Genomic DNA, 25,318 nt, shown 5'->3' with positions numbered 1-25,318 from the left:
CTGGCCCCTCACCCCGACCCTCTCCCCCACGGGGAGAGGGGGACGGCCGGTCACACGTTCAGAAGAAGGAATTCGCGCTCCCACGGGCTGATGGTGCGCATGAAGGTTTCATATTCCTGCTGCTTGACGCGGGTGTAGGCCGTGACGAAGGCGGGGCCTAAGAGCTCGGCCAGTTCTTCGCAGCGTTCCAGCTTGATGACGGCCTGAATGAGTGAATAGGGCAGGTCGGCGGACGGGTCGTTCGAGGCGTCGGTGTCCACCGGCGGCAGAGGCTTGAGGCCCTGTGTCATGCCAAGATAGCCGCAGGCCAGTGCCGCGGCTATGGCCAGGTAGGGGTTGGCGTCAGACGACGGGATGCGGTTTTCCAGACGGCGGTTTTCGGCGTCCGAGGGGGGCACACGCAGGCCTGCGGTGCGGTTATCATAGCCCCAATGCGTATTAACCGGTGCGCCAGACCCCTTGGACAGGCGGCGGTAGGAGTTGACATAGGGAGCCAGCATCGCGGTAGCGGCCGGCAGATAGGTTTGCTGACCGGCGATAAACGAGGCGAACAGCGCGGTTTCTTCGCCGGTTTTCGGATCGGAAAACAGGTTGAGGCCGGTTTGCATATCGACGATCGACTGGTGGATGTGCATGGCGGAACCGGGTTCCAGCGCCATCGGCTTGGCCATGAAGGTGGCGTAGATGTCGTGTTCGAGCGCGGTTTCCTTGATGGTGCGTTTGAACATGAAGACCTGATCGGCGAGTTCGAGCGGGTCGCCGTGGCGCAGGTTGATTTCCATCTGGGCGACGCCGGATTCATGAATCAGGGTGTCGATCTCAAGGCCTTGGGCTTTTGAGTATTCGTACATGTCCTCAAAGAGGTCATCAAATTCATTAACCGCCGAAATCGAATAACCCTGACGGCCGGTTTCGGGGCGGCCTGAGCGACCTACGGGCGGTTTGAGCGCATAGTCGGGGTCGATGTTCTTTTCGACCAGATAAAATTCAAGCTCGGGGGCGACAACCGGTTTCCAGCCCTTTTCATGGTAGAAGGACAGGACGCGGCGCAAGACCTGACGCGGGCTTTCCTCGACCGGACGGCCATCGGGGTGGAAGGCGTCATGGATGACCTGAGCCGTGGGGTCGGTCGCCCAAGGGACTACGGCGAGGGTGTTGAAATCGGGCTTTAGGAAGATATCGGTATCGGATTGCACCGTGCCGACAATGCCTTCGAGATCGGGGAAGTCGCCGGTAATGGTCTGATAGAAGATCGACAGGGGCAGGTTCATATAGCTTGCGGTCTGGAATTTGCGCACCGGCATGATCTTGCCGCGCGCCACCCCCGCAAGGTCAGCGACCATACATTCAATTTCTTCGATATTCTGCTGGGCGAGCCATTCGGACGCCGAGGTGATATCCGTGGCGCCGCGTTGGGAAAAACCGGTTTGCGGACGTTTGGATTTCGATTTCATAAGAACCTGCTTTTAGGGCTGTTTCGCTGATCATGACCTTGTCTGCCCGTTTTTCCAAGTCCCCCCACGGATATGTGATCACAGGCGGGGGCGCGGCTTTTGTGGTAGGTTCTGTCACATGATTATTGACATTAATGATTCTTCTGATGCGCGGCTAAGGCTTTACCAAGATGTCAAAGACCGTGACCTGAGTGGGCGGGAAGGCCTGTTTATGGCCGAGGGCAAGGTGGTGCTGGAGCGGTTGTTCGCGTCGTCACTGGCGCAGACAGTCAGTGTGCTCACCACGCCTGAGCGGTTGAAGGGGCTGGATGTGTCGGCCCTGTCTGTGGAGGTGCCGGTCTATGTGGTGGCGCAAGGGATGATGGATGAGATTGCCGGTTTTCCTATTCATCGGGGTTATCTGGCGCTGGGGCGCTATCTGCCGCCATCGACATTAGAGGCGTGTGTCGGTACAGGCGCGGCACGGGTTCTGGTGCTGTGTGGTATCAGTAATACGGACAATATGGGCGGCCTGATGCGCAATGCGGCGGCCTTTGGGGTGGATGCGGTGGTGCTTGATGAGACCTCATGTGATCCGCTCTATCGCAAGGCCATTCGCGTCAGCGTCGGGGGCGTTCTGGAGGTGCCGCATTTTCGGGTCAGTGATGTGACGGGGACGTTGCGGCGTCTGGGGCTTGCGGCGTTTGCGCTTAGTCCGGCGGGGCGGCAGCGGCTTGATGAGGTCGAGGTACCTGAGCGCTGTGCGGTGCTGATGGGGGCCGAGGGGCCGGGGCTTTCTAAGGCGGTTATGGCCGAATGTGAGACGGTGCGCATTGAGATGAGTGGGGGATTTGACAGTCTTAATGTGGCGACGACGTCGGGGATCGTGCTGTATCATTTCTGCCGTTAGGGCATAAAAAGACTTGCATTAAATAAAATTGATATAATTATTCACCTTCAATGATCATATAATTGGAGGAAGCGATGAAATCTTTGTTTGCGGGATTGGCTGCCGGTGTGCTCCTGCTGGGGCAGGGGCTGGCGGGGAGTGCGGTGGCGCATGAAAGCCTGAAGCTTGAGGCCCCGAAGCCCGATCTGGCATCGGCGCCGCCGATGGGCTGGAATTCATGGAACAAATATAAATGCGATATCAGCGAGGAACTGATCCGCAAGCAGGCTGATGCCATGGCTTCTTCGGGACTGAAGGACGCCGGTTATCAGTATATTGTCATTGACGATTGCTGGCAGAGCCATCGTGATGAAAAGGGCAACATTCAGGCCGATCCGGTGCGTTTCCCTTCGGGGATCAAGTCGCTGGTCGATTATGTGCATTCAAAGGGGCTGAAGTTCGGGCTTTATTCCGATGCCGGTGTCCTGACCTGCGCCGGTCGTCCGGGCAGTGCGGGTTATGAGTTTCAGGATGCGCGGCAATATGCCGAATGGGGCGTCGATTATCTGAAATATGACTGGTGCTATACCGGCACGCGCAATGCCGAGGCGGCCTATACGATCATGGCCAAGGCGCTGAGGGCGTCGGGACGGGACATTGTGCTGAGTATCTGTGAGTGGGGTGACAACAACCCGTCCGCCTGGGCGCATAAGGCGGGACATATGTGGCGCACGACCGGTGATATCTTTGATGCCTGGGAAGGGCAGCAGGGCCATTCGATCGGCATGACCAATATCCTCGATAAGCAGGTCGAACTGTGGCGCTATTCCGGCCCGAATCGCTGGAATGACCCTGACATGCTTGAGGTCGGCAATGGCGGCATGACGGTCACCGAATATGAATCGCATTTCAGTCTGTGGGCCATTCTGGCCGCGCCGCTGATTGCCGGTAATGACATGGCCAATATGGATGCCGACACGCTGCGTATCCTGACCAATAAGGACGTCATTGCCGTTGATCAGGATGTGCTGGGGGTTCAGGGCCGTCGTATCCACAAGGACGGCGATCTGGAGATATGGGCGCGTCCGTTAAAGGGCGGTGACTATGCGGTGGTGTTGTTCAACCGTTCAGCCGAAGCAAAAGACATGCGCGTGACGTGGGAACAGCTTAATCTGCCCGCGGGCCTGAAGGCCGAGGTGAAAGACCTGTGGTCGAAGAAGGTGACAAGGAATGTCGCCGGAAGCTATGGCGGTACGGTGGCCTCGCATGGGGTGATCATGGTGCGCCTTACGCCTAAGAAGTTGTAGGGGCTGAGGCTGAAGTACCCCTCCGTCTTTTTTGCATACGCAAAAAATCCACCTCCCCATGCTTGCGCATAGGGAGGAGAAGGGATGGCAAGTGTTATCTGCCTCGGGGCAAACGGGTGCAGGGCCTGAGGCCCTGCGTTCGGAAACGGGACATTAACCATTACTCTACACCGGATTTTCACTTCATTCGCCTAAAGCTGTCTCAAAATAGGCCGATATTGAGATGGTGGGCAAATGGCGAAGACAATCCTGATCTGTGACGATGATCCGACGCAAAGGCGGCTGATACAGGCTGTGCTGGAGCGTGAGGGGTTCTATGTCCTGCATACGGAAAACGGGCCGGAAGCCTTTGAGCGGCTGTCGACAACCTCAGGGATTGATGCGGTTATTCTCGATCTGGTGATGCCGGGTCAGTCAGGCATCGATACGCTGAAAGATATACGTGCGGCAGGTATTCGAACGCCGGTGGTGGTGCTGACTGGCAATGGCGGCATCGACACGGTGGTTAAGGCCATGCAGGCCGGGGCGCAGGATTTCTTCGTCAAGCCCGCATCGCCCGAACGTATTCTGGTCAGTGTGCGCAATGCCTTGCAGATGGGTGATCTGAGCAAGGAAGTGACACGGCTCAAGAAGCAGGCGACCAACCGCATCGGTTTTGACGATCTGGTGGGCACTTCGGGCACCATGATGATGGTGCGGCGTCTGGGGGAACGAGCGGCGAAGTCGAATATTCCGGTATTGATCCTAGGGGAAAGCGGGGTCGGTAAGGAACTGATCGCGCGCGCCATTCAGGGCTCAAGCGAACGTGCGGGTAAGCCTTTTGTTGCCGTCAACTGTGGCGCTCTACCGGAAAATCTGGTGGAATCCATCCTGTTCGGGCACGAAAAAGGCTCGTTCACCGGCGCGTCTGACAAGCATCTGGGCAAGTTTCAGGAGGCTAATGGCGGTACGCTTTTCCTTGATGAAGTCGGGGAGTTGCCGCTCGATATGCAGGTCAAACTGCTCAGGGCGTTGCAGGAAGGCGAGATCGATCCGGTGGGGTCGAAGCGTCCGGTCAAGGTCGATGTGCGTATTATTTCGGCGACCAACCGTAATCTGGCGGAACAGGTCGAGGCGGGGCGGTTCCGCGAAGATTTGTTTTACCGGTTGAATGTCTTCCCGATTGAAGCGCCGTCATTGCGTGAACGGCGTGAGGATATTCCGGCGCTGATCGAGCATTTTATTCGTCGCTTCAATGTCGAGGAAGGCAAGCGCGTTAGCGGGGTTGCCCCTGAGGCTATGCAGCAGTTGTCGGCCTATGACTGGCCCGGCAATGTGCGTCAGCTTGAGAATACGGTTTATCGCGCGATTATTCTGGCGGATTCGCCCTATCTGCAACCGTTTGATTTTCCGGCCATCAGTGGCGTCAGTCAGCCGGTGCCGGTGCCGGTGGCGCAAGCCGTCGAGCCTGCCGTGATCAGTGAGCAACGGGAAGCGACCGCTCAGCTTGAGGATCAGCCGGTGCGTATCCTCGATCAGGCGGGGCATCTGCGTAAGTTAGAAGATATCGAGCGTGACCTGATTGAGCACGCCATCGGGGTCTATGCGGGCCATATGTCCGAGGTGGCGCGGCGTCTGGGGATCGGGCGGTCAACGCTCTATCGCAAGGTGCGTGATTGCGGCCTTGAGGGCATGGTGAAGGAAGCGGGGTAGCAGGGTCACGGACCCTGCACCCGTTAGACCTGAGGCAGGTGGCGCTTTTCTTTGCTTATAAAGAGGAAGCGCCCCCTCCGTTACGGTAGAGGTTTCACACCTCGGGGCAATCGGGTGCAGGGCCTGAGGCCCTGCTAATCTGCCGGTTCGGCGGGGATATAGACCTTTGAGCCGAGGGCTTTGAACTTTTCTGACATTTCCGACATGCCTGAGGCGGCGGCCTCAAGGTCGGCTTTTTCGTTGTCAGTCATGTTGGCGGCATAGTCGCGCACTTCCTGCGTGATTTTCATCGAGCAGAATTTGGGCCCGCACATCGAACAGAAGTGTGCGGTTTTGTGCGCGTCTTTGGGCAGGGTTTCGTCGTGGAACGCACGCGCCGTGTCGGGATCAAGGCCGAGATTAAACTGATCCTCCCAGCGGAAATCAAAACGGGCACGACTTAAGGCATCATCCCAGATACGGGCGGCGGGGTGGCCCTTGGCGAGGTCGGCGGCGTGGGCGGCGATCTTATAGGTGATCACGCCGGTTTTCACGTCATTGCGGTCAGGCAGGCCCAAGTGCTCCTTAGGGGTAACGTAGCAGAGCATGGCGGTGCCGAACCAGCCGATCATGGCCGCGCCGATACCTGAGGTGATGTGGTCATAGCCGGGGGCGACATCGGTCGTCAGCGGGCCTAAGGTATAGAAAGGCGCTTCGCCGCAGACCTTAAGCTGCTTGTCCATATTGGCCTTGATCTTATGCATCGGCACGTGACCGGGGCCTTCGATCATTACCTGACAGCCCTTGGCCCAGGCGATGTGAGTCAGTTCGCCAAGCGTATCAAGTTCGGCAAACTGCGCGGCGTCATTGGCGTCAGCGATTGAACCGGGGCGCAGGCCGTCACCGAGCGAGAAGGTGACGTCATAGGCGCGCATGATGTCGCAGATTTCATCGAAGTGCGTGTACAGGAAGTTTTCCTTGTGGTGGGCGAGGCACCACTTGGCCATGATCGAGCCGCCGCGTGAGACGATACCGGTGACGCGCTTGGCGGTCAGGTGAACATAGGCCAGTCGCACACCGGCGTGGATGGTGAAGTAATCGACGCCTTGCTGGGCCTGCTCGATCAGAGTGTCACGGTAGATTTCCCACGTCAGGTCTTCGGCAACGCCGCCCACCTTTTCCAGCGCCTGATAGATCGGCACGGTGCCGATGGGGTTAGGTGAATTGCGCAGAATCCATTCGCGGATGTTGTGGATGTTGCGGCCGGTCGAGAGGTCCATGACGTTATCCGCGCCCCAGCGGATGGCCCAGACCATCTTGTCGACCTCTTCTTCCATCGACGAGGTGACGGCGGAATTGCCGATATTGGCGTTGATCTTCACAAGGAAGTTGCGGCCAATGATCATCGGCTCGACTTCGGCATGATTGATATTGGCCGGAATGACGGCGCGGCCACGGGCGATTTCGTCGCGGACAAATTCAGGGGTGATGAAGTCAGGGATTTCGGCACCGAAGTCTTCGCCGTCGCGGATGACCTCGGCGTCTTGTTTGCGGCGCATGTTTTCACGGATGGCGATATATTCCATCTCTGCGGTGATGATGCCTGCGCGGGCATATTCGAGCTGGGTGACCGGACGACCGGCCTTGCCGCGCATAACCTTTGGCAGGTTGGGGAATTCCGGCGCCAGACGGTCGGCGGAGACATTGCCGTTGTCTTCGGGTTTGACGGGGCGGGCTTCGATATATTCGACATCGTCGCGATCAAGGATCAGCTTTTCGCGAACGCGCGGCAGGCCCTTTTCAATTTCAGGGACGAAGCCCTCTTCGGTGTAGGGGCCGGTGGTGTCATAGAGACTTACGGGGGGCTCAAGGGGGTCGGTGAGGGTGACTTCGCGAAAGGGGACGCGGATATCGGGGAACAGGGTGCCGCTTTCGTAGACTTTTTTAGAGCCGGGAAAAGGCGACGATTCAACCTTAATGGGCTTAAGGTTTTTAACAGGTGCGTTCATGGATTTCCTCCTGCGGTGCAAAAGGATCATGAGCGTAAGGTTTTATGGCTTTGGGTTCCCGAATGCGGATTTGATGCGCAGATCGGGCCTGAACTCCACTCCCTTCGCCGGCATGACCCGGATCAGGTTCGACGGTTTTAGGGCGAAGCGTCTAAACGCCCAGTCTCAGTCCGCATCAGCCTGCGGACACTCCGGTGAACGGGCGCAATTGTAGGCTATGGGGAAATAAGGTCAAGGCGGATTGGGACGTTTTGGGAGCAAAGCGGGCGTGTGACACAAAGCGGGAGGGTGGGGGAGGGGCGCTAAGTAAGAAACCCCACCACCCCCGCGATTTCATCGCGGCGGTCCCCCTCCCCGCCAAAGGCAGGGAGGAATAAAGGTGGCTATTGCTTTTTCTTCGCGCGAGTCTTTTTCAGCCGCTTTTTGTTTTCAGCGGGTGTGTTGTCCTTCGAGGCACCGGCTTCGCTCAGGGCAATGGCGATGGCCTGGTTACGTTTCCTGACTTTTTTACCGGCACTGGTTTCAAGATCGCCCTCTTTGAAGTCACTCATGACGTCTTCGATGATGTCTTTTTGTTCAGGCGTTTGTTTAGGCATGGTCAAGCCTCCTGCAGGTAAGCGTCTATCCGGCGCTCACTAAAGCAAAATATCAGCGGGGCAGGACGGGGTGTGGACGTAAAAAGCGCTAAAAGCCAGTCTTGATGCTTTCCTTAGTTTGATTTCCCTTAAGCCCTAGCGGCTTTTGATGTGAGGTGAGACATACTGAAATTGTCATGAGAAAAGCCTTTGCTTTTAAACATGCAGCAAATCCTCAGAAGGGAATTGTAACAAGCGCTAAGGCGTTTGGTGCCAGATCATTGATTTGGTGATGGTGTTGAAAAGCAAAAGACCGGTTCGGGCTGCCGTGCAAAGCAATCCGGGCCGGTCATTTTTTTGTCTTGAATCAATGGAGCGTGAAGATGCCGAAAAAAGGTAGCAATACCCCGACACAGGAACGCAATCGCCCTGAACGCCGTGGAGATGGTGGTGATCGCGGTCATATTGAGGCGCAATTTGCCCGTTCCCGTCCACCGAAGCCGGTGCATGATCAGGAACCTTTACCGCAGGATGTAAATAAAAAGGGGCCGCCTGAGCGTCCGGCGCCCGAGGAGGCATAAACATGGTTGATAAGGAAAATGGTACGGGCCCGGTAAGAGACGTTCCGCTGAAGGCGGATCGTCCTGAGGCAGAGGTTAAAAAGCCTCAGGCTTCTGGTGATGCGGGTCCCGTAAGAGATGTGCCGCTTAAAAGTGATCAGGTTGCGCCTACAGCTGAGGAAAGGGCTGCAGATCGGGCAGACAAGACCGGTCAGGGTGGGCCTGTGAGGGATGTGCCAGTGAAGGACGACCGGCAGGAGCCGCCCGCCAAGGAAGGCGAGGGCATTGATAATGACCGTTATTCCAAGAGTAATTCCGATCATCCACGGGTTAAGAAGCCTAACAAGACGTCAACCGATACCCAGACACTTGTGTAGGCGCCAGACACTTGTGTAGGCGCATATGGAGGGGGCGTCGTCGTAGCGATGGCGGGGAATATTTCCCTGCCTTGCCCTATGGCAAGCGACCCTCCCGTCACTTTGCTTTCCGCAAAGCGCCACCCTCCCGCAAGCAGGAGGGAGAAAATCAACAAACCCCATCGAAGCTATGGGCCCTGAGGTGTCTTTCACCGCTTGACCGGTTGGTGACTCTCCTATATAGCCGCACAATCTTTTTTGGAGGCGGGCCGTAAGGTTCTTCCCCCTGACGATATTTACAAGGGCCTGAGTGCCCGCCGTAACCCCCAAAGCGCGGGTTGCGGCTTTTGTGTTTGTCGTTAAGCGGGCTTCTTTAAAATTTCAACCGAAACCCTCCGGCCAAACGGCACAGGTTTCCATCATATAGAGAAAGTCATCGTTTCGATGCCCACTATCAACCAGCTTATCCGTAAGCCTCGCAAGCCGAAGCCGGTTCGCAACAAGGTTCCTGCCCTGAAGGGCTGCCCACAGCGTCGCGGCGTTTGCACGCGCGTTTATACCACGACCCCTAAGAAGCCTAACTCGGCTCTGCGTAAGGTTGCCAAGGTGCGCCTGACGACGGGTATCGAATCGGTGTGCTACATCCCCGGTGAAGGCCACAACCTTCAGGAACACTCTGTTGTTCTGATCCGCGGCGGCCGCGTGAAGGACCTTCCCGGTGTGCGTTACCACATCCTGCGCGGCGTACTCGATACGCAAGGCGTTAAGAACCGTAAGCAACGTCGTTCGCACTACGGTGCGAAGCGCCCGAAATAAGGAGAGCGCGATATGTCACGCCGTCACCGCGCCGAGAAGCGCGAAGTCCTTCCTGATCCCAAGTTTGGTGATCTGACTGTCACCAAGTTCATGAACTATGTGATGTACGAAGGCAAAAAGGCTGTTGCCGAAAACATCATCTATGGTGCGTTCGACATCCTCGAAGCCAAGAAAAAAGACGCCACCGCGATCGAAACCTTCCATGCCGCTCTGGACAACGTGTCTCCGGCTATCGAAGTGCGTTCGCGTCGCGTCGGTGGTGCGACCTATCAGGTTCCGGTTGAAGTCCGCCCTGATCGTCGTAAGGCTCTGGCTATCCGCTGGCTGGTTAACGCTGCGCGCAAGCGTGGTGAGAACACCATGACGGAAAAGCTGGCTGGTGAGTTGCTGGACGCGTCCAACAACCGCGGCACCGCTGTCAAGAAGCGTGAAGATACGCACAAGATGGCTGAAGCCAACCGCGCCTTCGCACACTATCGCTGGTAGGGTCTTTGTGGGCGGGGCTGTCACAGCCCTGTCGCAGAATGGCTTTAACGCGCGGGCGGTTCTTAACAGATTTAAGAGCCTGCCCGCGTCTGCTTTTTACTTATCCCCTTTTCTGAACTGAGGCCCAACATGCCCCGCAGTCATAAAATCGAGGACTACCGTAACTTTGGTATCATGGCGCACATCGACGCCGGAAAGACCACAACTACGGAACGTATCCTCTTCTACACCGGTAAAAACCACAAGATGGGCGAGACTCACGACGGGGCCTCGACCATGGACTGGATGGATCAGGAGCAGGAGCGTGGTATCACCATTACCTCTGCTGCGACGACCGCTTTCTGGAAAGAAAAGCGCCTGAACATCATCGACACCCCGGGCCACGTGGACTTCACCATCGAAGTGGAGCGTTCGCTCCGCGTGCTCGATGGCGCGGTTACCGTTCTCGACGGCAATGCCGGTGTTGAACCGCAAACTGAAACCGTCTGGCGTCAGGCCGACAAGTACAACGTGCCGCGTATCGTGTTCGTCAACAAGATGGACAAGCTGGGCGCCGACTTCGACAAGTCCGTTGAATCCATCCGTGACCGTCTGGGTGCCAAGGCTGTGCCTATCCAGCTGCCAATCGGTGCCGAAAACCTCCTGAAGGGTGTTATCGACCTCGTGGAAATGAAGGCTCTGGTCTGGGAAACGGATCAGGTTGGTGCCGATGCCGACGTTCGTGAGATCCCTGCTGATCTGGCTGACAAGGCCGCTGAAGCCCGTCAGTACCTGATCGACAATGCCGTTGAGCTTGATGACGAAGCGATGGAAGCCTATCTCGAAGGCAATGAGCCTTCGGTTGAGACCCTGAAGAAGTGCATCCGTAAGGCTGTTCTGACGGGCGCTTTCTATCCGATCCTCGCCGGTTCGGCCTTCAAGAACAAGGGCGTTCAGCCTCTGCTTGATGCCGTTGTTGATTACCTGCCGTCGCCGGTTGATATTCCGCCGACCCCCGGTATCGACTACAAGACCGAAGAACCCATCACCCGCAAGGCATCTGACGAAGAGCCTCTGTCGGTTCTGGCGTTCAAGATCATGGATGACCCGTTCGTTGGCTCGCTGACCTTCTGCCGCCTGTATTCGGGCAAGATGGAAACCGGCATGGGCCTGCTCAACTCGACACGCGAAAAGCGTGAGCGCGTTGGCCGCATGCTGCTTATGCACTCGAACAACCGTGAAGACATCAAGGAAGCCTATGCCGGCGACATCGTTGCTCTGGCAGGCCTCAAGGATACCCGTACCGGCGACACGCTCTGTGATCCGCTGAAGTCACCGGTTATTCTCGAAAAGATGGAATTCCCGGCACCGGTTATCGAAATCGCTGTTGAGCCGAAGTCCAAAGCCGATCAGGAAAAGCTGGGCGTTGCCCTGTCGAAACTGGCGGCGGAAGATCCTTCCTTCACCGTGTCTACTGACCACGAGTCAGGCCAGACCATCCTGAAGGGCATGGGCGAGCTTCACCTCGACATCAAGATCGACATCCTTAAGCGTACCTACAAGGTTGAAGCCAATATCGGCGCGCCTCAGGTGGCCTATCGTGAATCGATCACCCGCAAGGCTGAAATCGATTACACCCACAAGAAGCAAACCGGTGGTACGGGTCAGTTCGCTCGTATCAAGCTCATCGTCGAGCCGGGTGAGCCCGGCACGGGCTTTGTCTTCGAATCCTCCATCGTTGGTGGTGCGGTTCCGAAAGAATACATTCCCGGCGTGGTCAAGGGCTTTGAATCGGCCAAGGAAAACGGTCTTCTGGCTGGCTTCCCGCTGATCGACTTCAAGGTGACCCTGATCGACGGCGCCTACCATGACGTTGACTCCTCGGTTCTCGCCTTCGAAATCGCTGCCCGCGCCGCCTTTAAGGAACTGCGCGAAAAAGCCTCTCCGAAGCTGCTTGAGCCGGTCATGAAGGTCGAAGTTGTGACCCCTGAGGAATACCTCGGTTCGGTCATCGGTGACCTCAACGGTCGTCGCGGTATGATTCAGGGGCAGGACATGCGCGGTAACGCCATCGTCGTTGACGCCTTCGTACCGCTGGCGAACATGTTCGGCTACGTGAATACCCTGCGTGGTATGTCACAGGGCCGCGCCCAGTTCACCATGACCTATGACCACTACGAGCCGGTGCCGCAACACGTCGCCGACGAAGTGATCAAGAAGTACGCCTAAATAAAAACCTGTTGGCCCGTGGCTTTAGTTATGCTACGGGCCAGCACACCTTAAACAGCACCTATCAACCCCTAACCGAGTGAAGGCCCGCGCGATGCGCGGGGATTTGAAATGGCCAAGGAAAAATTCAACCGCACGAAGCCGCATTGTAACATCGGGACCATTGGTCACGTTGACCACGGCAAGACGACCCTTACCGCTGCGATCACGATGACGCTGGCAAAGTCCGGCGGCGCCGTCGCCAAGAACTATGCCGACATCGACGCGGCTCCTGAAGAAAAAGCACGCGGCATCACCATCAACACCGCACACGTGGAATATGAGACGGCTAACCGTCACTACGCCCACGTTGACTGCCCGGGTCACGCCGACTACGTGAAGAACATGATCACCGGTGCTGCTCAGATGGACGGCGCTATTCTGGTGGTTTCGGCCGCTGACGGCCCTATGCCTCAGACCCGCGAGCACATCCTGCTGGCCCGTCAGGTTGGCGTTCCGGCTCTGGTCGTGTTCATGAACAAGGTTGACCTTGTTGACGACGAAGAACTGCTTGAACTCGTTGAAATGGAAGTTCGTGAACTTCTGTCTTCCTACCAGTTCCCGGGCGACGATATCCCCATCACCAAGGGTTCGGCCAAGGCCGCTACCGACGGTGTGAACCCTGAAATCGGCGAGCAGCGCGTTCTCGAGCTGATGCAAACGGTTGACGACTACATCCCGCAACCTGCACGTCCTATCGACCAGCCGTTCCTGATGCCGGTTGAAGACGTGTTCTCGATCTCGGGCCGTGGTACGGTTGTGACCGGTCGCGTTGAGCGCGGTATCGTTAAGGTCGGTGAAGAAGTCGAAATCGTCGGCATCCGTCCGGTTCAGAAGACGACCTGCACGGGCGTTGAAATGTTCCGCAAGCTGCTTGACCAGGGTGAAGCTGGCGATAACGTTGGCGTTCTGCTGCGCGGTACCAAGCGTGAAGACGTTGAGCGTGGTCAGGTTCTCTGCAAGCCAGGTTCGATCACCCCGCACACCAAGTTCGTTGCTGAAGCCTACATCCTGACCAAGGAAGAAGGCGGCCGTCACACCCCGTTCTTCACGAACTACCGTCCTCAGTTCTACTTCCGTACGACGGACGTGACCGGTATCGTTCACCTGAAGGAAGGCGTGGAAATGATCATGCCTGGCGACAACGCTGAGCTTGATGTTGAACTGATCACCCCGATCGCCATGGAAGAGAAGCTGCGCTTCGCTATCCGTGAAGGTGGCCGTACCGTCGGCGCCGGCGTTGTGGCAAAGATCGTCCAGTAAGCAGGGTCGCGACCCTGCACCCGTAACAGGGCGCAGGTGTCAGCCTTGAATACAATTAACCCCCGCCAGAGCAATCCGGCGGGGGTTTTTGTTGGTTTGGAAAGCGCCACTTGCCTCGGGGCTGATGGGTGCAGGGTCCAAGACCCTGCGTGAGGCGTCTTGTTACTGCGATCCTTAAGATACCCCTCCGGCCCTTCGGGCCACCTCCCCGCAAAGCTGGGCGGAGGGAAGTTAGGGGCAGGTGGTACGGAACTGCCCCACACCCCAACCCTCTCCTCAGGGGGGGGAGGGAGATATAGGGGGATTTTCTGTTTCTGTTAGGGGCATTTAAACCCGTTTCTGTATAATTCGTTCTGAAAACAGGAGGCCCCATGCCTAACCCGGCAAGTGTCGATATAATAAAGCCCGAAGATATTTCCGCGGAAGACATCGCTCTGTGGCAGTCTTTTGTAGCGGCGCGTGACGATCTGAAGGGGCCGTATTTCGATGTGCGTTATGCGCAGGTCGCGGGCCGTGTGGTGCCGGAAGCGCGTATTGCCCGCCTGAAGGATAATGAGGGGCGGGTGATCGGTTATCTGCCCTATCAGATACGTGGCAAGACCCTGCAGCCGCTCGGTGCGCCGATGAGTGATTATCACGGGCTGATTACGACTTCGGATATTGAGATCAACTACCGTAAGCTGCTGAAGCTTTTGGGGGCGACGCGTCTGGAATATGCCGGATGGGTGGGCAAGCTGAATGGGGCCGGAAAGACGGTTGAGCTTATTTCACAGGTGGCGGATTTGTCTGCGGGCTATGAGGCCTATCTGGCGCGGCATTCGGCGGAAAGCGTCAAGTTTTATAAGAATGTCGCGCGTTGCCAGCGCAATGTCGAAAAGGATTTCGGCGGGTTCAGCTTTGCGTTTGGTACGGTCACGCCTGAGGTTTTACGCTGGGTGACTGAGCTTAAGCGCGAGCAATATATCCGGTCGGGCATGCATGATGTGTTTGCCTGCGGCTGGACCTTTGAGTTGCTGATGCAGTTGGCGCAGATTACTGACGCAGACTATGGCCTGCGGGTAGGTACGCTGCATAATGGTGATGAGCTGGTGGCGGCGGAAATCTGCCTGCTGAACGGTTCGGTGTTGCATCTGTGGTTTCCGGCCTATGCGGAGTCGTATCAGCGCTATAGTCCTGGTATATTGCTGTCGCTGGGGATCATGGAATATATGGCGGCGCGCGGTATAACCCAGGTCGATTTCGGTGCGGGCGGGGAGGGGTACAAACACACCATGACCTCGCCGGGGCCTGTGTGCCTTGAGGGCAGTGTAAGTGCGCAGACGCCGATTCTCAGCCTGATGGCGGATACGGTAGAGGCGGTGACGCCGGTCGCCAAAACCAGGGTGGCGGCCGTGCGGTTATCATTGAGCCGCCGGATGCGTATTATTCGGGCCTGTGAAACTGAAGCCGAGGGAAAGCGCGAGGCGTTTCGCGGACTGGTTCGACGCGCGCTCAGCCGGTTGCGGGCAGCGTAGGCTGGTCAGGGTGAGGGCAATTTCGCGTATCTTTAAGAAACAAAGGAAAATGCGCAGGGAGGGGCTTGACGGGGGGCTTTGAGTTCGGCATATACGCCACCTCGGTTAGATCGGCTGTGGCCCTATGGGTCAGACGCGATTTAAAACCACGAAATTAAACCGGTAACGGCGTTTAAATCTTAAGCGACATTATCTGTTTTCCGAATGGCCCGTGCAAGGGTGACCTTGCAGGGGCTTTGTTTTTGCGGATATCGCGTCGGTCTTGCGTTTAAGAGATCGAAGCTGGTCTTTGAAATGGTTCAACGGACGCGGGATACGCAAACCCTTTAACTTGGATTATGAGCGACATGGATCGTCAGAATATCCGCATACGGCTCAAGGCCTTCGATCACCGCGTACTGGACCATTCCACACGCGAAATCGTCAATACGGCCAAGAGAACCGGTGCTACTGTGCGGGGGCCTATCCCTCTGCCGACGCTGATCGAGCGTTTCACCGTTAACCGTTCGCCGCACGTGGACAAGAAATCCCGCGAGCAGTTTGAAATCCGTACGCATAAGCGCGTACTCGATATCGTCGATCCTACCCCGCAGACTGTGGACGCGCTGATGAAGCTCGACCTGTCGGCAGGTGTGGACGTCGAGATCAAGATTTAAGGCGGGCCTGATCATGACGAATTCCGTAAGAACAGGACTTCTCGCCCGCAAGCTGGGCATGACCCGCTACTTCGATGCTGATGGCAACCATGTGCCTGTGACGGTTCTGTCGCTGGACGGCCTTCAGGTTGTGGCGCAGCGCACCAAGGACAAGGACGGCTACACGGCTGTTCAGCTCGGTGCCGGTGTACGCAAGGCCAAGAACGTTTCCAAGCCAGAGCGTGAGCGTTTTGCCAAGGCTCAGGTTGAGCCTAAGGCGATCCTCGCTGAATTCCGCGTTTCTGAAGATAACCTGATTGAAGTGGGTGCCGAGCTTTCGGCGGATCACTTCGTTGAAGGTCAGGCCGTTGACATTCAGGGCACGACCATCGGTAAGGGTTTTGCCGGTGCCATGAAGCGCTGGAACTTCGGTGGTATGCGCGCTACCCACGGTGTGTCGGTGTCTCACCGTGCGCACGGTTCGACGGGTCAGCGCCAGGATCCGGGTAAGGTCTTCAAGGGCAAGAAGATGGCTGGTCACTACGGTGTTGAAACCGTAACGACCCTGAACCTTCAGGTTGTCCGTGTCGATGCCGAGCGTGGTCTGGTGTACATCAAAGGTGCCGTTCCCGGTGCTGAAGGTTCGTACGTCAAGGTTCGCGATGCAGTGAAGAAGGCGGCTCCGGCAAATGCGCCAAAGCCTGCTGGTCTCAAATCCGCAGCCGCTCCGGCTGTTGCTGAGGAAGCTCCTGCGCAAGAGGGAGCTGAATAATTATGGCAAAACTCGACGTCATCACTCTCGACAACGGCAAGGCCGGTTCGGTTGATCTGTCTGATGCTGTTTTCGGCATCGAAGAGATCCGCTCGGACATCCTGTCGCGTGTCGTAAACTGGCAGCTGGCCAAGCGCCGCGCCGGTACACACAAGGTTCAGACCCGCAACGAGAATTCTCGTACGGGTAAGAAGATGTACAAGCAAAAAGGCTCTGGCGGAGCGCGTCACGGTTCACGCCGTGCGCCGCAATTCGTCGGCGGTTCGCGCGCCTTTGGTCCGGTTGTTCGCTCGCATGCGTTCGACCTGCCGAAGAAGGTACGTTCGCTGGGTCTGCGTCACGCCCTGTCGTCCAAGCTGAAGTCCGGCTCGCTGATCATTCTTGATCAGGCCGCCCTTGAGGCTCCGAAGACAGCCGCGCTGCGTGCCCAGTTCGAAGCGCTCGGTCTTAAGAATGCTCTGTTCATTGCTGGCCCTGAAGTTGACAACAACTTTGCGCTGGCTTCGCGCAACATCCCCAATATCGACGTCCTGCCAAACGCAGGCCTGAATGTCTATGACATCCTGCGCCGCGAAAAGCTGGTTCTGACGAAGGCGGCGGTTGAAGCAATCGAAGCTCGCTTCGCTGTGGAGGCATAAGCAAATGGCTGCTACTATCCGCAATTACGACGTCATCCTGTCGCCACACATCACTGAAAAGTCGACCCTGCTTTCCGAGCAGAACAAGGTTGTCTTCAAAGTGGCGCTCGATTCGTCAAAGGACGAAATCGCCTCGGCCATCGAAGCTATCTACGGCAAGAAGGTTGTGAAGGTGAACACGGTTGTCACGAAGGGCAAGACTAAGCGCTTCAAAGGCATCATGGGCCGTCGCGTCGATGTCAAAAAGGCTATCGTCACCCTTCAGGATGGCGAGTCAATCGACATCACGACTGGCTTGTAAGGAGAGGTTTGAACAATGGCTTTAAAGCATTACAATCCGACCTCGCCGGGCCGTCGCGAACTGGTTCTTGTTGACCGTTCCGACCTGCACAAGGGCCGTCCGGAAAAGTCACTGGTTGAAGGTCTCACCAAGTCTGGTGGCCGTGGCGCCGGTGGCCGCATCGCTGTCCGCTTCCGCGGCGGTGGCGCGAAGAAGCTTTACCGTATCATCGACTTCAAGCGTCGCAAGTTCGACGTTGTCGGCACGGTAGAGCGTCTGGAATATGACCCGAACCGCACCGCGTTTATCGCGCTCATCAACTATGCTGATGGTGAAAAGGCATATATCCTTGCACCGCAGCGTCTGAAGGTCGGTGATAATATCATCGCTTCGGAAAAGGTTGACGTGAAGCCAGGTAACGCTGCGCCCCTGCGTTCGCTGCCTATAGGTACGATCATCCACAATATCGAGCTGAAGCCACTTAAGGGTGGTCAGCTGGCTCGTTCGGCTGGTGCCTATGCTCAGCTGGTGGGTCGTGACGCCGGTTACGCCCAGATCCGTCTGGGTTCGGGCGAACTGCGCACGGTGCTCGATACCTGTATCGCTACCGTCGGTGCCGTTTCCAACCCTGACCACATGAACCAAAGCCTCGGCAAGGCCGGTCGCGCCCGTCACAAGGGCTGGCGTCCGCATGTTCGTGGTGTGGCCATGAACCCGATCGACCACCCGCACGGTGGTGGTGAAGGCCGGACATCGGGTGGTCGTAACCCTGTGACCCCGTGGGGTAAACCCACCAAGGGCCGCAAAACCCGTACCAACAAAGCGACGGACAAGTACATTATCCGTTCGCGTCACGTTAAGAAGGCTCGCTAACCCATGGCACGTTCCGTATGGAAAGGTCCTTTTGTTGACGGTCATCTGCTTAAGAAGGCAGAGGCTGCACTGGACTCGGGCCGCAAGGACGTCATCAAGACGTGGTCGCGGCGTTCGGTCATCATGCCCCAGTTCGTGGGCCTGACGATCGCAGTTTATAATGGTCAGAAGCATGTGCCAGTGATCGTGTCGGAAGACATGGTAGGCATGAAGTTCGGTGAATTTTCGCCTACGCGGAATTTCCCCGGCCACGCAGCTGACAAGAAGGCCAAGAGGAAGTAGTCATGTCACAGACAAAAAATCCTCGTCGTGTTGCCGCCAATGAAGCGCGCGTGAAGCTGGTGTCTATCCGCATCAGCCCACGCAAGCTGAACCTGGTTGCCGCTTCGATCCGTGGCCTGCGCGTTCAGCGCGCGCTTAACGAGCTTGAGTTTTCTCACAAGCGTATCGCCAAGGACGTCCGCAAGGCGCTCTATTCGGCGGTGTCGAATGCCGAGAACAACCACAATCTCGATATCGACAATCTGGTCGTTGCCGAAGCTTTCGTCGGCAAGGGTCTGGTGATGAAGCGTTTTGCGTCCCGCGCACGCGGTCGTTCTTCGCGTATCCTGAAACCGTTCTCTGAACTGACGATCGTCGTTCGTGAACTTGGCGCGGAGGCTGCGTAATGGGTCAGAAAGTTAATCCGATCGGTCTGCGCCTTGGCGTCAACCGTACCTGGGATTCGCGCTGGTTCGCTGCCCGTGGTGAATATGCCAAGCTTCTGCATCAGGATCTCAAGATCCGTAAGGTGCTGAAGGAAAAGCTGAACGCCGCTGGTGTATCGCGTATCATCATCGAGCGTCCGCACAAGAAGTGCCGCATCACCATCTATGCCGCCCGTCCGGGTGTCGTCATTGGTAAAAAAGGCGCGGACATTGACAAGCTGCGTAAGGACGTTTCGACCATCACTGATGGTGAAGTGTTCCTGAACCTGGTTGAAATCCGTAAGCCGGAAGTTGACTCTCAGCTGGTTGCCGAATCTATCGCGCAGCAGCTTGAGCGTCGTGTGGCTTTCCGTCGTGCCATGAAGCGTTCGATCCAGTCCGCTATGCGTCTGGGTGCCAAGGGTATCCGTATGAACCTTTCGGGTCGTCTCGGCGGCGCGGAAATCGCACGGATGGAATGGTACCGTGAAGGCCGCGTGCCTTTGCACACCCTGCGTGCTGACATCGATTTCGGTTTTGCCGAAGCTTTGACGACCTATGGCATCATCGGCGTTAAGGTATGGATTTTCAAAGGCGAAGTGCTTGAGCATGATCCGTTCGCGCAAGATAAGCGCTGGGCGGTTGAGGCTTCCGGCCCGTCGTCGAGCGAGCGTCCCGAGCGTTCCGACCGCAATCGTGGTCCACGCCGTGACCGCAATAACAAGGAGGCCTAAGAGCTATGCTGCTTCCTAAGCGCACTAAATACCGGAAGGCCTTCAAAGGTCGTATTCACGGTAATGCCAAGGGCGGCTTCACGCTGAACTTTGGTTCCTACGGCCTGAAGACGGTTGAGCCTGAGCGCATCACCGCCCGTCAGATCGAAGCCTGCCGTCGTGCCATCACGCGTCAAATGAAGCGTCAGGGCCGTGTATGGATTCGTATTTTCCCTGACCTGCCTGTAACGGGCAAGCCTGCCGAAGTTCGGATGGGTAAAGGTAAGGGCGCGGTTGATTACTGGGCGGCACGCGTCGCTCCGGGCCGTATCCTGTTTGAAATCGACGGTGTGCCGGACGATGTCGCGCGTGAAGCCCTGCGTCTTGGCGCAGCCAAGCTTCCGGTGCGTACCCGCGTTGTGACCCGTCTTGACGCTGGCTTCCTGCCGGCTGAGGCTGCGGAGTAAGTCATGACGAAGATCGCCGACCTCCGGGGCAAGACCCCCGACCAGTTGCAAGAAACCCTTCTGAACCTCAAGAAAGAGCAGTTCAACCTGCGCTTCCAAAAGGCAACAGGGCAACTTGAAAAGACCCACCGCGTGAACGAAGTCCGCAAGGACATCGCCCGCATTCAGACGCTCCTGTCTGCTCAGAAGGCGTAAGGAAAACCCATGCCCAAGCGTATACTTGAAGGTCTGGTCGTCTCTGATAAAGGCAACAAGACCATCGTCGTGAAGGTGGAACGTACGGTTATGCACCCGCTTTTCAAAAAGCCGGTTCGTGTTTCCAAGCGCTACCACGCCCATGACGAGAACAACGATTACAAGACCGGCGAAAAGGCCCGTATCGTAGAAACGGCCCCTAAGTCGAAGCTTAAGACCTGGGAAGTACTTCCGAAGGAAGTCGCCTAAGGGACAAGGCCTAAGCGTAACCCCGAAGCGGCTATCCGTTTTTGGGGTTTATGCCTGTCTTGAATAGCAATCTGTGAGACGGTTCAGGGCAACCTGAATACCCTTCACACCTGCTGATCTGGCAAAATGCTCGCGAAACTTCCGGTAAATATACCGGAACGGATTCGTCGGGCATTTTTCCGTTTGCTTATTTTGGAGAAATGGGCTTTAAGGCCCGCTTCTTCGGAATCACTATCGTTATCGTGCGGTATCCGTACCTTTTACAAAAGGGACGGGGAGAGCACGGGATTTTTGAAAGTTTGAACCATGATTCAGATGCAGACTAATCTGGAAGTGGCCGACAATTCGGGCGCACGCCGGGTCATGTGCATCAAGGTGTTGGGCGGCTCTAAGCGCCGTTACGCCTCGGTGGGTGACCTGATCGTTGTCTCGGTTAAGGAAGCCATTCCACGCGGTCGCGTGAAAAAAGGCGACGTTCTGCGCGCTATCGTCGTGCGTACGTCCAAGGACATTCAGCGCAAGGACGGATCCGTGATCCGCTTCGACACCAACGCTGCCGTCATCGTTAACAAGTCGAGCGAGCCTATCGGCACGCGTATCTTCGGTCCAGTGCCGCGTGAACTGCGCGCCAAGAACCACATGAAGATCATTTCGCTGGCTCCGGAGGTCATCTGATCATGGCTGCCAAGATCAAAAAAGGCGACAAGGTCGTCGTGCTTTCGGGCAAGGACAAGGGCCGTCAGGGCACCGTCCTGAAGGTTATCCCTTCTGAGAACCGCGTTGTGGTTCAGGGCGTCGCTGTCGTTCAGCGTCATACCCGTGCGTCGCAGGCTAACCCGCAGGGTGGCATTGTGAACAAAGAAGCCGCTATTGATGTTTCCAACGTCTCTATCGTTGACGCCAACGGCAAGCCAACCCGCGTTGGTTTCCGCCTTGAGGGCGACAAGAAGGTACGTTTCGCCAAGACGACGGGAGATGTCATCAATGGCTGATGCTCAAAAATATACGCCTCGTGCCAAGCAGGTCTACATCGAGTCCATCCGTGACGCACTGAAGGCCGAGTTCGGTTACACTAACGACATGCAGATCCCGAAACTCGACAAGATCGTCGTGAACATGGGTATCGGTGAAGCTGTGGCTGACTCCAAGAAGGTTCAGTCCGCTATCCGCGATCTGGCGGCTATCACTGGCCAGAAGCCTGCACCAACCCGCGCCCGTCAGTCCATCGCCGGCTTCAAGCTGCGTGAAGGTATGATCGTCGGTGCCAAGGTGACCCTGCGTAAGGATCGTATGTACGAATTCCTTGACCGCCTGATCACCATCGCGCTGCCGCGTGTGAAGGACTTCCGTGGTCTGAACGGTAATTCGTTTGACGGTCGTGGCAACTACGCCATGGGCCTCAAGGAACACATCGTGTTCCCTGAAATCAATTACGATCAGATCGACCAGATGTGGGGCATGGATATCGTTGTGTGCACCACGGCCGGAAATGACCAGGAAGCCAAGGCGCTTCTGAAGCACTTCCAGTTCCCGTTCACGAACTAAGGCGGGAGAAAGAACACAATGGCAAAGAAATCTGCTGTCAATCGCAACGAAGCCGTCAAGGCCCTGGTTGAGAAGTTCGCCGCCAAGCGCGCTGAGCTGAAGGCCATCGCTACTGACGAGTCGCTTCCGCTGGAAGAACGCTTCGCTGCCCGTCTGAAACTGGCCAAGCTGCCCCGCAACTCGGCGCCTACGCGCATCCGTAACCGCTGTGAAGTCACCGGTCGCCCTCGCGCTTTTTACCGCAAGCTCAAGATGAGCCGTATTTCGTTGCGCAAGCTTGCCAACGAAGGGCAAATCCCCGGCATGACCAAAGCTAGCTGGTAAGGGAGAAAAAGACACATGTTTATCTCTGATCCCTTAAGCGACCTGATCGCTCGTATCAAGAACGCGGCTACCCGCAAGCGCTCCAAGTTGCTCACACCGGCTTCCAAGCTGCGTGCGCGCGTTCTGGACGTTCTGCGTGACGAAGGCTATATCCGTGGCTATTCGCTGCTGGAAGTACCGGGTGAATTCCCGCAGTTCGAAATCGAACTGAAGTACTTCGACGGTCAGCCGGTCATCGCGGAAATCGCCCGTGTATCAAAGCCCGGTCGTCGCGTCTATTCATCGATCAAAGATCTGAAGCCTATTAAGAACGGCCTCGGCATCTCGATCCTGTCCACGCCCAAAGGCGTCATGTCTGACAACGCAGCCCGCGAAAATAACGTCGGCGGCGAAGTCCTCGTCCGCGTCTACTAAGACCGGAACGCAAGGAAATTAAGACCATGTCACGGATTGGCAAAAAACCTATAGCTGTACCGGCGGGCGTGACCATCACGCTCAACGGTCAGGACATCACCGTAAAGGGCCCCAAGGGGCAACTGAACTGGACGGTTGTTGAAGAAATCGAAGTCAAGCAGGAAGGCGCTGAACTCAGCGTTTCCCCGCGTGGCGAAACCGCCCGTCACCGCTCAATGTGGGGTCTTTCGCGTACGCTCATCGCCAATATGGTGAAGGGTGTAACCGAAGGCTTCGAGCAAACGCTTGAACTGGTTGGTGTGGGTTACCGCGCAGCACTGAAGGGCAATGCCCTGTCGCTGTCGCTCGGCTTCTCGCACGATGTTGACGTTCCGCCACCAGCGGGCATCACCTTCGTTGTACCGAAGCAAACCGAAATCAAGATTCAGGGCATCGACAAGCAGGTTGTTGGCGAACTGGCGGCGAAAATCCGCAAGATCCGTCCGCCTGAGCCTTACAAGGCCAAGGGTGTCCGTTATGCCGGCGAAAAGGTTCGCCGCAAAGAAGGGAAGAAGAAGTAAGTCATGGCTCTTTCTCCTCGTGAACAACTGGCTCGTCGCGCTCAGCGCAACCGTACGCGCCTGAAGAAGCTGTCTAACGGCCGTCCGCGTCTGTCGGTCTTCCGTTCGGACAAGAACATCTACGCTCAGGTCATCGATGACGTGAACGGCAAGACCATTGCAGCGGCGTCGTCGCTTGAAGCGGCTGCCAAGCGTGGATCTGACACGGCCTCGGCCACTGAAGTCGGCAAGCTGGTAGCGCAACGCGCTGTCGAAGCCGGTATCAAGGACGTCGTTTTCGACCGTGGCGGTTACATCTATCATGGTCGGGTGAAGGCGTTGGCGGAAGCCGCGCGTGAAGCCGGTCTTAACTTCTAAGGGGTCGGATTTATGGCACGTCCTAACGAAAACCGTTCCGAGCGCCGCGACCGTACCGAAGAACCTTCGGAGTTCGTAGAAAAGCTCGTCCACATCAACCGCGTTGCGGCTACCGTTAAGGGTGGTCGTCGCTTCTCGTTCGCTGCACTGATGGTCGTTGGTGACCAGAAGGGCCGCGTCGGTTTCGGTCATGGCAAGGCGCGTGAAGTGCCGGAAGCCATCCGCAAGGCCACCGAAGAAGCCAAGAAGTCGCTGATCCGCGTTCCGCTTCGTGAATCACGCACCCTGCACCATGACGGTTACGGCCGTTGGGGCGCAGGCAAGATCCAGCTTCGCACGGCGCCTCCGGGCACCGGCGTGATCGCGGGTGGTCCTATGCGTGCGGTTCTGGAAACCCTCGGCATTTCCGACGTTGTCGGCAAGTCGCTCGGTTCTTCCAACCCTTACAACATGGTTCGCGCCACGTTTGAGGCCCTGAAGGAGCAAAATTCGCCCCGTCAGGTTGCTGCAAAGCGTAACAAGAAGGTCGCTGATCTTCTGCCGCGTCGTGCTGATGGCGCTGCCTCGACCGAAGCGGAGGGCTAAATCATGGCTACTGTGACTGTTAAGCAAACGGGCTCCCCCATTCGCCGTACCGCGCATCAGCGCGCGACGCTGATTGGTCTGGGTCTGAACCGTATCGGTCGTGTATCAACGCTTGAAGATACACCTTCGACCCGCGGTCAGATCGCCAAGGTAGCTCACCTGATCGAGATCGTTGAGTAGAACGAACGCTTTCAGAGCTGAAAATAAAACGCCTCCGCAGCCCCCTGCGGAGGCGTTTTGCTATTTATGAGAGGCAGATTCCTGTATGGGATACCTGAAAATCCTTTCGGCCGAGTCGGCACAGGTGTGTCGGCGTAATTCTTTTTAAAGAGGCATAGCATGACTAAGTTGAATGAAATCCGCGACAATGAAGGCGCCACCAAGGGCCGTATGCGCGTGGGCCGTGGCCCAGGCTCCGGCAAGGGCAAGACCGCAGGTCGCGGTGTAAAGGGTCAGAAATCCCGTACCGGCGTTTCGCTGCAAGGCTTTGAAGGCGGTCAGATGCCGCTTTACATGCGTATGCCTAAGCGCGGTTTCAACAATCCCTTCGCTCTGAAATTTGCAGAAGTGAACCTGTGGCGTCTGCAACAGGCGATCGACGCAGGCAAGCTCGATGCCTCTCAGGCGCTTGACGCCGCTGCCCTTAAGGCTGCTGGCGTTATCCGTCGTGAGCTGGACGGCGTGCGTCTGCTCGGTGAAGGCGAACTGAAAGCCAAGCTGAACCTGACCGTTTATTCGGCGTCCGCTTCAGCGGTTAAGGCCGTTGAAGCTGCGGGTGGTTCCGTAACCCAAAAGCGTCCGGTTAAGGCCGAAGCCTAAGGCATAGATGACACCCCGATTTTTTTAATTCGGGGTGTCGTTTTCTTATGCAGGCCCCATATGGGCATAGGGATGGTCTG

34 protein-coding genes and 1 riboswitch are annotated in these 25,318 nt (G+C 56.9%); of the genes, 31 read left to right on the top strand and 3 right to left on the bottom strand.

Annotated elements, in window-relative coordinates:
* Positions 1–50: 50 nt before the first annotated feature.
* Entirely contained in the window at positions 51–1,454 is a 1,404-nt protein-coding gene (locus E5201_RS08550) for a glutamine synthetase family protein (protein ID WP_140985624.1), read from the bottom strand.
* A 118-nt stretch (positions 1,455–1,572) separates the two neighbouring features.
* Between E5201_RS08550 and E5201_RS08545 the strand changes: the two genes are divergently transcribed.
* The 3 genes from E5201_RS08545 to E5201_RS08535 all read left to right on the top strand — a co-directional run bounded on the left by E5201_RS08545 (position 1,573) and on the right by E5201_RS08535 (position 5,321).
* Entirely contained in the window at positions 1,573–2,343 is a 771-nt protein-coding gene (locus tag E5201_RS08545) for a TrmH family RNA methyltransferase (protein WP_140985623.1), read from the top strand.
* A gap of 74 nt (positions 2,344–2,417) precedes the next feature.
* A complete protein-coding gene (locus tag E5201_RS08540) occupies positions 2,418–3,629 on the top strand; it encodes a glycoside hydrolase family 27 protein (RefSeq protein ID WP_140985622.1) in 1,212 nt (403 codons plus the stop codon).
* Positions 3,630–3,863: 234 nt separating this feature from the next.
* The gene (locus tag E5201_RS08535) at positions 3,864–5,321 is read left to right on the top strand and encodes a sigma-54-dependent transcriptional regulator (RefSeq protein WP_140985621.1); all 1,458 of its coding nucleotides are present in this window, start codon (positions 3,864–3,866) and stop codon (positions 5,319–5,321) included.
* A 134-nt stretch (positions 5,322–5,455) separates the two neighbouring features.
* Here E5201_RS08535 and thiC read toward each other — a convergent pair whose 3' ends face one another.
* The gene (gene thiC, locus E5201_RS08530) at positions 5,456–7,309 is read right to left on the bottom strand and encodes a phosphomethylpyrimidine synthase ThiC (protein WP_140985620.1); all 1,854 of its coding nucleotides are present in this window, start codon (positions 7,307–7,309) and stop codon (positions 5,456–5,458) included.
* An 82-nt stretch (positions 7,310–7,391) separates the two neighbouring features.
* Positions 7,392–7,513: riboswitch (TPP riboswitch) on the bottom strand.
* 179 nt (positions 7,514–7,692) lie between these two features.
* Positions 7,693–7,905 carry a DUF6496 domain-containing protein gene (locus E5201_RS08525; protein ID WP_140985619.1) on the bottom strand — a complete coding sequence of 71 codons (213 nt, stop codon included), beginning with the start codon at positions 7,903–7,905 and terminating at the stop codon, positions 7,693–7,695.
* Positions 7,906–8,267: 362 nt separating this feature from the next.
* On the opposite strand from E5201_RS08525, the gene E5201_RS08520 reads away from it, so the two are divergent.
* The 28 genes from E5201_RS08520 (at position 8,268) to rplO (ending at position 25,238) form a co-directional block, all read left to right on the top strand.
* On the top strand, positions 8,268–8,465 hold the full coding sequence (locus E5201_RS08520; protein WP_140985618.1) for a hypothetical protein: 198 nt from the start codon (positions 8,268–8,270) through the stop codon (positions 8,463–8,465).
* 2 nt (positions 8,466–8,467) lie between these two features.
* Positions 8,468–8,821, top strand: coding sequence for a hypothetical protein (locus E5201_RS08515; RefSeq protein ID WP_140985617.1), 354 nt, complete (start codon positions 8,468–8,470; stop codon positions 8,819–8,821).
* 423 nt (positions 8,822–9,244) lie between these two features.
* Complete coding sequence (gene rpsL, locus E5201_RS08510) at positions 9,245–9,616, top strand: 30S ribosomal protein S12 (protein ID WP_140985616.1); 372 nt, start codon at positions 9,245–9,247, stop codon at positions 9,614–9,616.
* 12 nt (positions 9,617–9,628) lie between these two features.
* Positions 9,629–10,102, top strand: a complete 474-nt coding sequence (rpsG, locus tag E5201_RS08505; protein WP_140985615.1) for a 30S ribosomal protein S7 — start codon at positions 9,629–9,631, stop codon at positions 10,100–10,102.
* Positions 10,103–10,231: 129 nt separating this feature from the next.
* Positions 10,232–12,310 (top strand): elongation factor G, encoded by a 2,079-nt coding sequence (fusA, locus tag E5201_RS08500; RefSeq protein WP_140985614.1) that lies wholly within the window; start codon positions 10,232–10,234, stop codon positions 12,308–12,310.
* A gap of 111 nt (positions 12,311–12,421) precedes the next feature.
* Positions 12,422–13,612 (top strand): elongation factor Tu, encoded by a 1,191-nt coding sequence (gene tuf / locus E5201_RS08495; protein ID WP_140985475.1) that lies wholly within the window; start codon positions 12,422–12,424, stop codon positions 13,610–13,612.
* A 371-nt stretch (positions 13,613–13,983) separates the two neighbouring features.
* The gene (locus tag E5201_RS08490) at positions 13,984–15,126 is read left to right on the top strand and encodes a GNAT family N-acetyltransferase (RefSeq protein WP_140985613.1); all 1,143 of its coding nucleotides are present in this window, start codon (positions 13,984–13,986) and stop codon (positions 15,124–15,126) included.
* Between the two features lie 347 nt (positions 15,127–15,473).
* Complete coding sequence (gene rpsJ, locus E5201_RS08485; RefSeq protein WP_006273890.1) at positions 15,474–15,782, top strand: 30S ribosomal protein S10; 309 nt, start codon at positions 15,474–15,476, stop codon at positions 15,780–15,782.
* 13 nt (positions 15,783–15,795) lie between these two features.
* Positions 15,796–16,533: a 50S ribosomal protein L3 gene (gene rplC / locus E5201_RS08480; protein ID WP_140985612.1), complete on the top strand. Its 738-nt coding sequence runs from the start codon at positions 15,796–15,798 to the stop codon at positions 16,531–16,533.
* A 2-nt stretch (positions 16,534–16,535) separates the two neighbouring features.
* Positions 16,536–17,171: a 50S ribosomal protein L4 gene (gene rplD, locus E5201_RS08475; RefSeq protein ID WP_140985611.1), complete on the top strand. Its 636-nt coding sequence runs from the start codon at positions 16,536–16,538 to the stop codon at positions 17,169–17,171.
* Between the two features lie 4 nt (positions 17,172–17,175).
* Complete coding sequence (locus E5201_RS08470) at positions 17,176–17,472, top strand: 50S ribosomal protein L23 (protein WP_140985610.1); 297 nt, start codon at positions 17,176–17,178, stop codon at positions 17,470–17,472.
* Positions 17,473–17,487: 15 nt separating this feature from the next.
* Entirely contained in the window at positions 17,488–18,324 is an 837-nt protein-coding gene (gene rplB / locus E5201_RS08465) for a 50S ribosomal protein L2 (RefSeq protein ID WP_140985609.1), read from the top strand.
* 3 nt (positions 18,325–18,327) lie between these two features.
* Positions 18,328–18,606 (top strand): 30S ribosomal protein S19, encoded by a 279-nt coding sequence (rpsS, locus tag E5201_RS08460; RefSeq protein ID WP_140985608.1) that lies wholly within the window; start codon positions 18,328–18,330, stop codon positions 18,604–18,606.
* Positions 18,607–18,608: 2 nt separating this feature from the next.
* Complete coding sequence (rplV, locus tag E5201_RS08455) at positions 18,609–18,992, top strand: 50S ribosomal protein L22 (protein ID WP_140985607.1); 384 nt, start codon at positions 18,609–18,611, stop codon at positions 18,990–18,992.
* Positions 18,992–19,744, top strand: a complete 753-nt coding sequence (gene rpsC / locus E5201_RS08450) for a 30S ribosomal protein S3 (protein WP_140985606.1) — start codon at positions 18,992–18,994, stop codon at positions 19,742–19,744. Before rplV ends, rpsC begins: the two co-directional genes overlap by 1 nt.
* 5 nt (positions 19,745–19,749) lie before the next feature.
* Positions 19,750–20,190, top strand: coding sequence for a 50S ribosomal protein L16 (gene rplP / locus E5201_RS08445; protein ID WP_140985605.1), 441 nt, complete (start codon positions 19,750–19,752; stop codon positions 20,188–20,190).
* Positions 20,191–20,193: 3 nt separating this feature from the next.
* Positions 20,194–20,385, top strand: a complete 192-nt coding sequence (rpmC, locus tag E5201_RS08440; RefSeq protein WP_140985604.1) for a 50S ribosomal protein L29 — start codon at positions 20,194–20,196, stop codon at positions 20,383–20,385.
* Positions 20,386–20,394: 9 nt separating this feature from the next.
* Complete coding sequence (gene rpsQ, locus E5201_RS08435) at positions 20,395–20,634, top strand: 30S ribosomal protein S17 (protein WP_140985603.1); 240 nt, start codon at positions 20,395–20,397, stop codon at positions 20,632–20,634.
* A gap of 306 nt (positions 20,635–20,940) precedes the next feature.
* Entirely contained in the window at positions 20,941–21,309 is a 369-nt protein-coding gene (rplN, locus tag E5201_RS08430; protein ID WP_006273901.1) for a 50S ribosomal protein L14, read from the top strand.
* A 2-nt stretch (positions 21,310–21,311) separates the two neighbouring features.
* Complete coding sequence (gene rplX / locus E5201_RS08425; protein ID WP_140985602.1) at positions 21,312–21,626, top strand: 50S ribosomal protein L24; 315 nt, start codon at positions 21,312–21,314, stop codon at positions 21,624–21,626.
* Positions 21,619–22,179, top strand: a complete 561-nt coding sequence (gene rplE / locus E5201_RS08420) for a 50S ribosomal protein L5 (protein ID WP_140985601.1) — start codon at positions 21,619–21,621, stop codon at positions 22,177–22,179. Before rplX ends, rplE begins: the two co-directional genes overlap by 8 nt.
* A gap of 18 nt (positions 22,180–22,197) precedes the next feature.
* Positions 22,198–22,503, top strand: a complete 306-nt coding sequence (gene rpsN / locus E5201_RS08415; RefSeq protein ID WP_140985600.1) for a 30S ribosomal protein S14 — start codon at positions 22,198–22,200, stop codon at positions 22,501–22,503.
* Positions 22,504–22,518: 15 nt separating this feature from the next.
* The gene (gene rpsH, locus E5201_RS08410; RefSeq protein ID WP_140985599.1) at positions 22,519–22,917 is read left to right on the top strand and encodes a 30S ribosomal protein S8; all 399 of its coding nucleotides are present in this window, start codon (positions 22,519–22,521) and stop codon (positions 22,915–22,917) included.
* 26 nt (positions 22,918–22,943) lie between these two features.
* Positions 22,944–23,477: a 50S ribosomal protein L6 gene (gene rplF / locus E5201_RS08405; protein ID WP_140985598.1), complete on the top strand. Its 534-nt coding sequence runs from the start codon at positions 22,944–22,946 to the stop codon at positions 23,475–23,477.
* Between the two features lie 3 nt (positions 23,478–23,480).
* Positions 23,481–23,834 carry a 50S ribosomal protein L18 gene (rplR, locus tag E5201_RS08400; protein WP_140985597.1) on the top strand — a complete coding sequence of 118 codons (354 nt, stop codon included), beginning with the start codon at positions 23,481–23,483 and terminating at the stop codon, positions 23,832–23,834.
* Positions 23,835–23,846: 12 nt separating this feature from the next.
* Positions 23,847–24,419, top strand: a complete 573-nt coding sequence (rpsE, locus tag E5201_RS08395) for a 30S ribosomal protein S5 (RefSeq protein WP_140985596.1) — start codon at positions 23,847–23,849, stop codon at positions 24,417–24,419.
* A 3-nt stretch (positions 24,420–24,422) separates the two neighbouring features.
* Entirely contained in the window at positions 24,423–24,599 is a 177-nt protein-coding gene (gene rpmD, locus E5201_RS08390; RefSeq protein WP_140985595.1) for a 50S ribosomal protein L30, read from the top strand.
* A gap of 159 nt (positions 24,600–24,758) precedes the next feature.
* Entirely contained in the window at positions 24,759–25,238 is a 480-nt protein-coding gene (gene rplO, locus E5201_RS08385) for a 50S ribosomal protein L15 (RefSeq protein WP_140985594.1), read from the top strand.
* Positions 25,239–25,318 lie beyond the last annotated feature (80 nt).

The sequence above is a fragment of the Asticcacaulis tiandongensis genome (assembly GCF_006475605.1).
In the GTDB taxonomy this organism is placed as follows: Bacteria; Pseudomonadota; Alphaproteobacteria; order Caulobacterales; family Caulobacteraceae; genus Asticcacaulis; species Asticcacaulis tiandongensis.
This window is presented reverse-complemented; position numbering and strand designations above follow the sequence as displayed.

Coding starts and splice junctions, on each gene's coding strand:
- E5201_RS08535 (WP_140985621.1), top strand. CDS start 3,864: ATGGCGAAGACAATCCTGATCTGTGACGATGATCCGACGCAAAGGCGG.
- rplD (WP_140985611.1), top strand. CDS start 16,536: ATGGCAAAACTCGACGTCATCACTCTCGACAACGGCAAGGCCGGTTCG.
- rpsQ (WP_140985603.1), top strand. CDS start 20,395: ATGCCCAAGCGTATACTTGAAGGTCTGGTCGTCTCTGATAAAGGCAAC.
- E5201_RS08520 (WP_140985618.1), top strand. CDS start 8,268: ATGCCGAAAAAAGGTAGCAATACCCCGACACAGGAACGCAATCGCCCT.
- E5201_RS08540 (WP_140985622.1), top strand. CDS start 2,418: ATGAAATCTTTGTTTGCGGGATTGGCTGCCGGTGTGCTCCTGCTGGGG.
- rplO (WP_140985594.1), top strand. CDS start 24,759: ATGACTAAGTTGAATGAAATCCGCGACAATGAAGGCGCCACCAAGGGC.
- rplF (WP_140985598.1), top strand. CDS start 22,944: ATGTCACGGATTGGCAAAAAACCTATAGCTGTACCGGCGGGCGTGACC.
- rplP (WP_140985605.1), top strand. CDS start 19,750: ATGCTGCTTCCTAAGCGCACTAAATACCGGAAGGCCTTCAAAGGTCGT.
- rplX (WP_140985602.1), top strand. CDS start 21,312: ATGGCTGCCAAGATCAAAAAAGGCGACAAGGTCGTCGTGCTTTCGGGC.
- rpmC (WP_140985604.1), top strand. CDS start 20,194: ATGACGAAGATCGCCGACCTCCGGGGCAAGACCCCCGACCAGTTGCAA.
- rplB (WP_140985609.1), top strand. CDS start 17,488: ATGGCTTTAAAGCATTACAATCCGACCTCGCCGGGCCGTCGCGAACTG.
- rplR (WP_140985597.1), top strand. CDS start 23,481: ATGGCTCTTTCTCCTCGTGAACAACTGGCTCGTCGCGCTCAGCGCAAC.
- rplV (WP_140985607.1), top strand. CDS start 18,609: ATGTCACAGACAAAAAATCCTCGTCGTGTTGCCGCCAATGAAGCGCGC.
- rpmD (WP_140985595.1), top strand. CDS start 24,423: ATGGCTACTGTGACTGTTAAGCAAACGGGCTCCCCCATTCGCCGTACC.
- E5201_RS08545 (WP_140985623.1), top strand. CDS start 1,573: ATGATTATTGACATTAATGATTCTTCTGATGCGCGGCTAAGGCTTTAC.
- E5201_RS08525 (WP_140985619.1), bottom strand. CDS start 7,905: ATGCCTAAACAAACGCCTGAACAAAAAGACATCATCGAAGACGTCATG.
- tuf (WP_140985475.1), top strand. CDS start 12,422: ATGGCCAAGGAAAAATTCAACCGCACGAAGCCGCATTGTAACATCGGG.
- rplC (WP_140985612.1), top strand. CDS start 15,796: ATGACGAATTCCGTAAGAACAGGACTTCTCGCCCGCAAGCTGGGCATG.
- E5201_RS08470 (WP_140985610.1), top strand. CDS start 17,176: ATGGCTGCTACTATCCGCAATTACGACGTCATCCTGTCGCCACACATC.
- rplN (WP_006273901.1), top strand. CDS start 20,941: ATGATTCAGATGCAGACTAATCTGGAAGTGGCCGACAATTCGGGCGCA.
- fusA (WP_140985614.1), top strand. CDS start 10,232: ATGCCCCGCAGTCATAAAATCGAGGACTACCGTAACTTTGGTATCATG.
- E5201_RS08550 (WP_140985624.1), bottom strand. CDS start 1,454: ATGAAATCGAAATCCAAACGTCCGCAAACCGGTTTTTCCCAACGCGGC.
- rpsH (WP_140985599.1), top strand. CDS start 22,519: ATGTTTATCTCTGATCCCTTAAGCGACCTGATCGCTCGTATCAAGAAC.
- thiC (WP_140985620.1), bottom strand. CDS start 7,309: ATGAACGCACCTGTTAAAAACCTTAAGCCCATTAAGGTTGAATCGTCG.
- E5201_RS08490 (WP_140985613.1), top strand. CDS start 13,984: ATGCCTAACCCGGCAAGTGTCGATATAATAAAGCCCGAAGATATTTCC.
- E5201_RS08515 (WP_140985617.1), top strand. CDS start 8,468: ATGGTTGATAAGGAAAATGGTACGGGCCCGGTAAGAGACGTTCCGCTG.
- rpsL (WP_140985616.1), top strand. CDS start 9,245: ATGCCCACTATCAACCAGCTTATCCGTAAGCCTCGCAAGCCGAAGCCG.
- rpsN (WP_140985600.1), top strand. CDS start 22,198: ATGGCAAAGAAATCTGCTGTCAATCGCAACGAAGCCGTCAAGGCCCTG.
- rplE (WP_140985601.1), top strand. CDS start 21,619: ATGGCTGATGCTCAAAAATATACGCCTCGTGCCAAGCAGGTCTACATC.
- rpsG (WP_140985615.1), top strand. CDS start 9,629: ATGTCACGCCGTCACCGCGCCGAGAAGCGCGAAGTCCTTCCTGATCCC.
- rpsJ (WP_006273890.1), top strand. CDS start 15,474: ATGGATCGTCAGAATATCCGCATACGGCTCAAGGCCTTCGATCACCGC.
- rpsC (WP_140985606.1), top strand. CDS start 18,992: ATGGGTCAGAAAGTTAATCCGATCGGTCTGCGCCTTGGCGTCAACCGT.
- rpsE (WP_140985596.1), top strand. CDS start 23,847: ATGGCACGTCCTAACGAAAACCGTTCCGAGCGCCGCGACCGTACCGAA.
- rpsS (WP_140985608.1), top strand. CDS start 18,328: ATGGCACGTTCCGTATGGAAAGGTCCTTTTGTTGACGGTCATCTGCTT.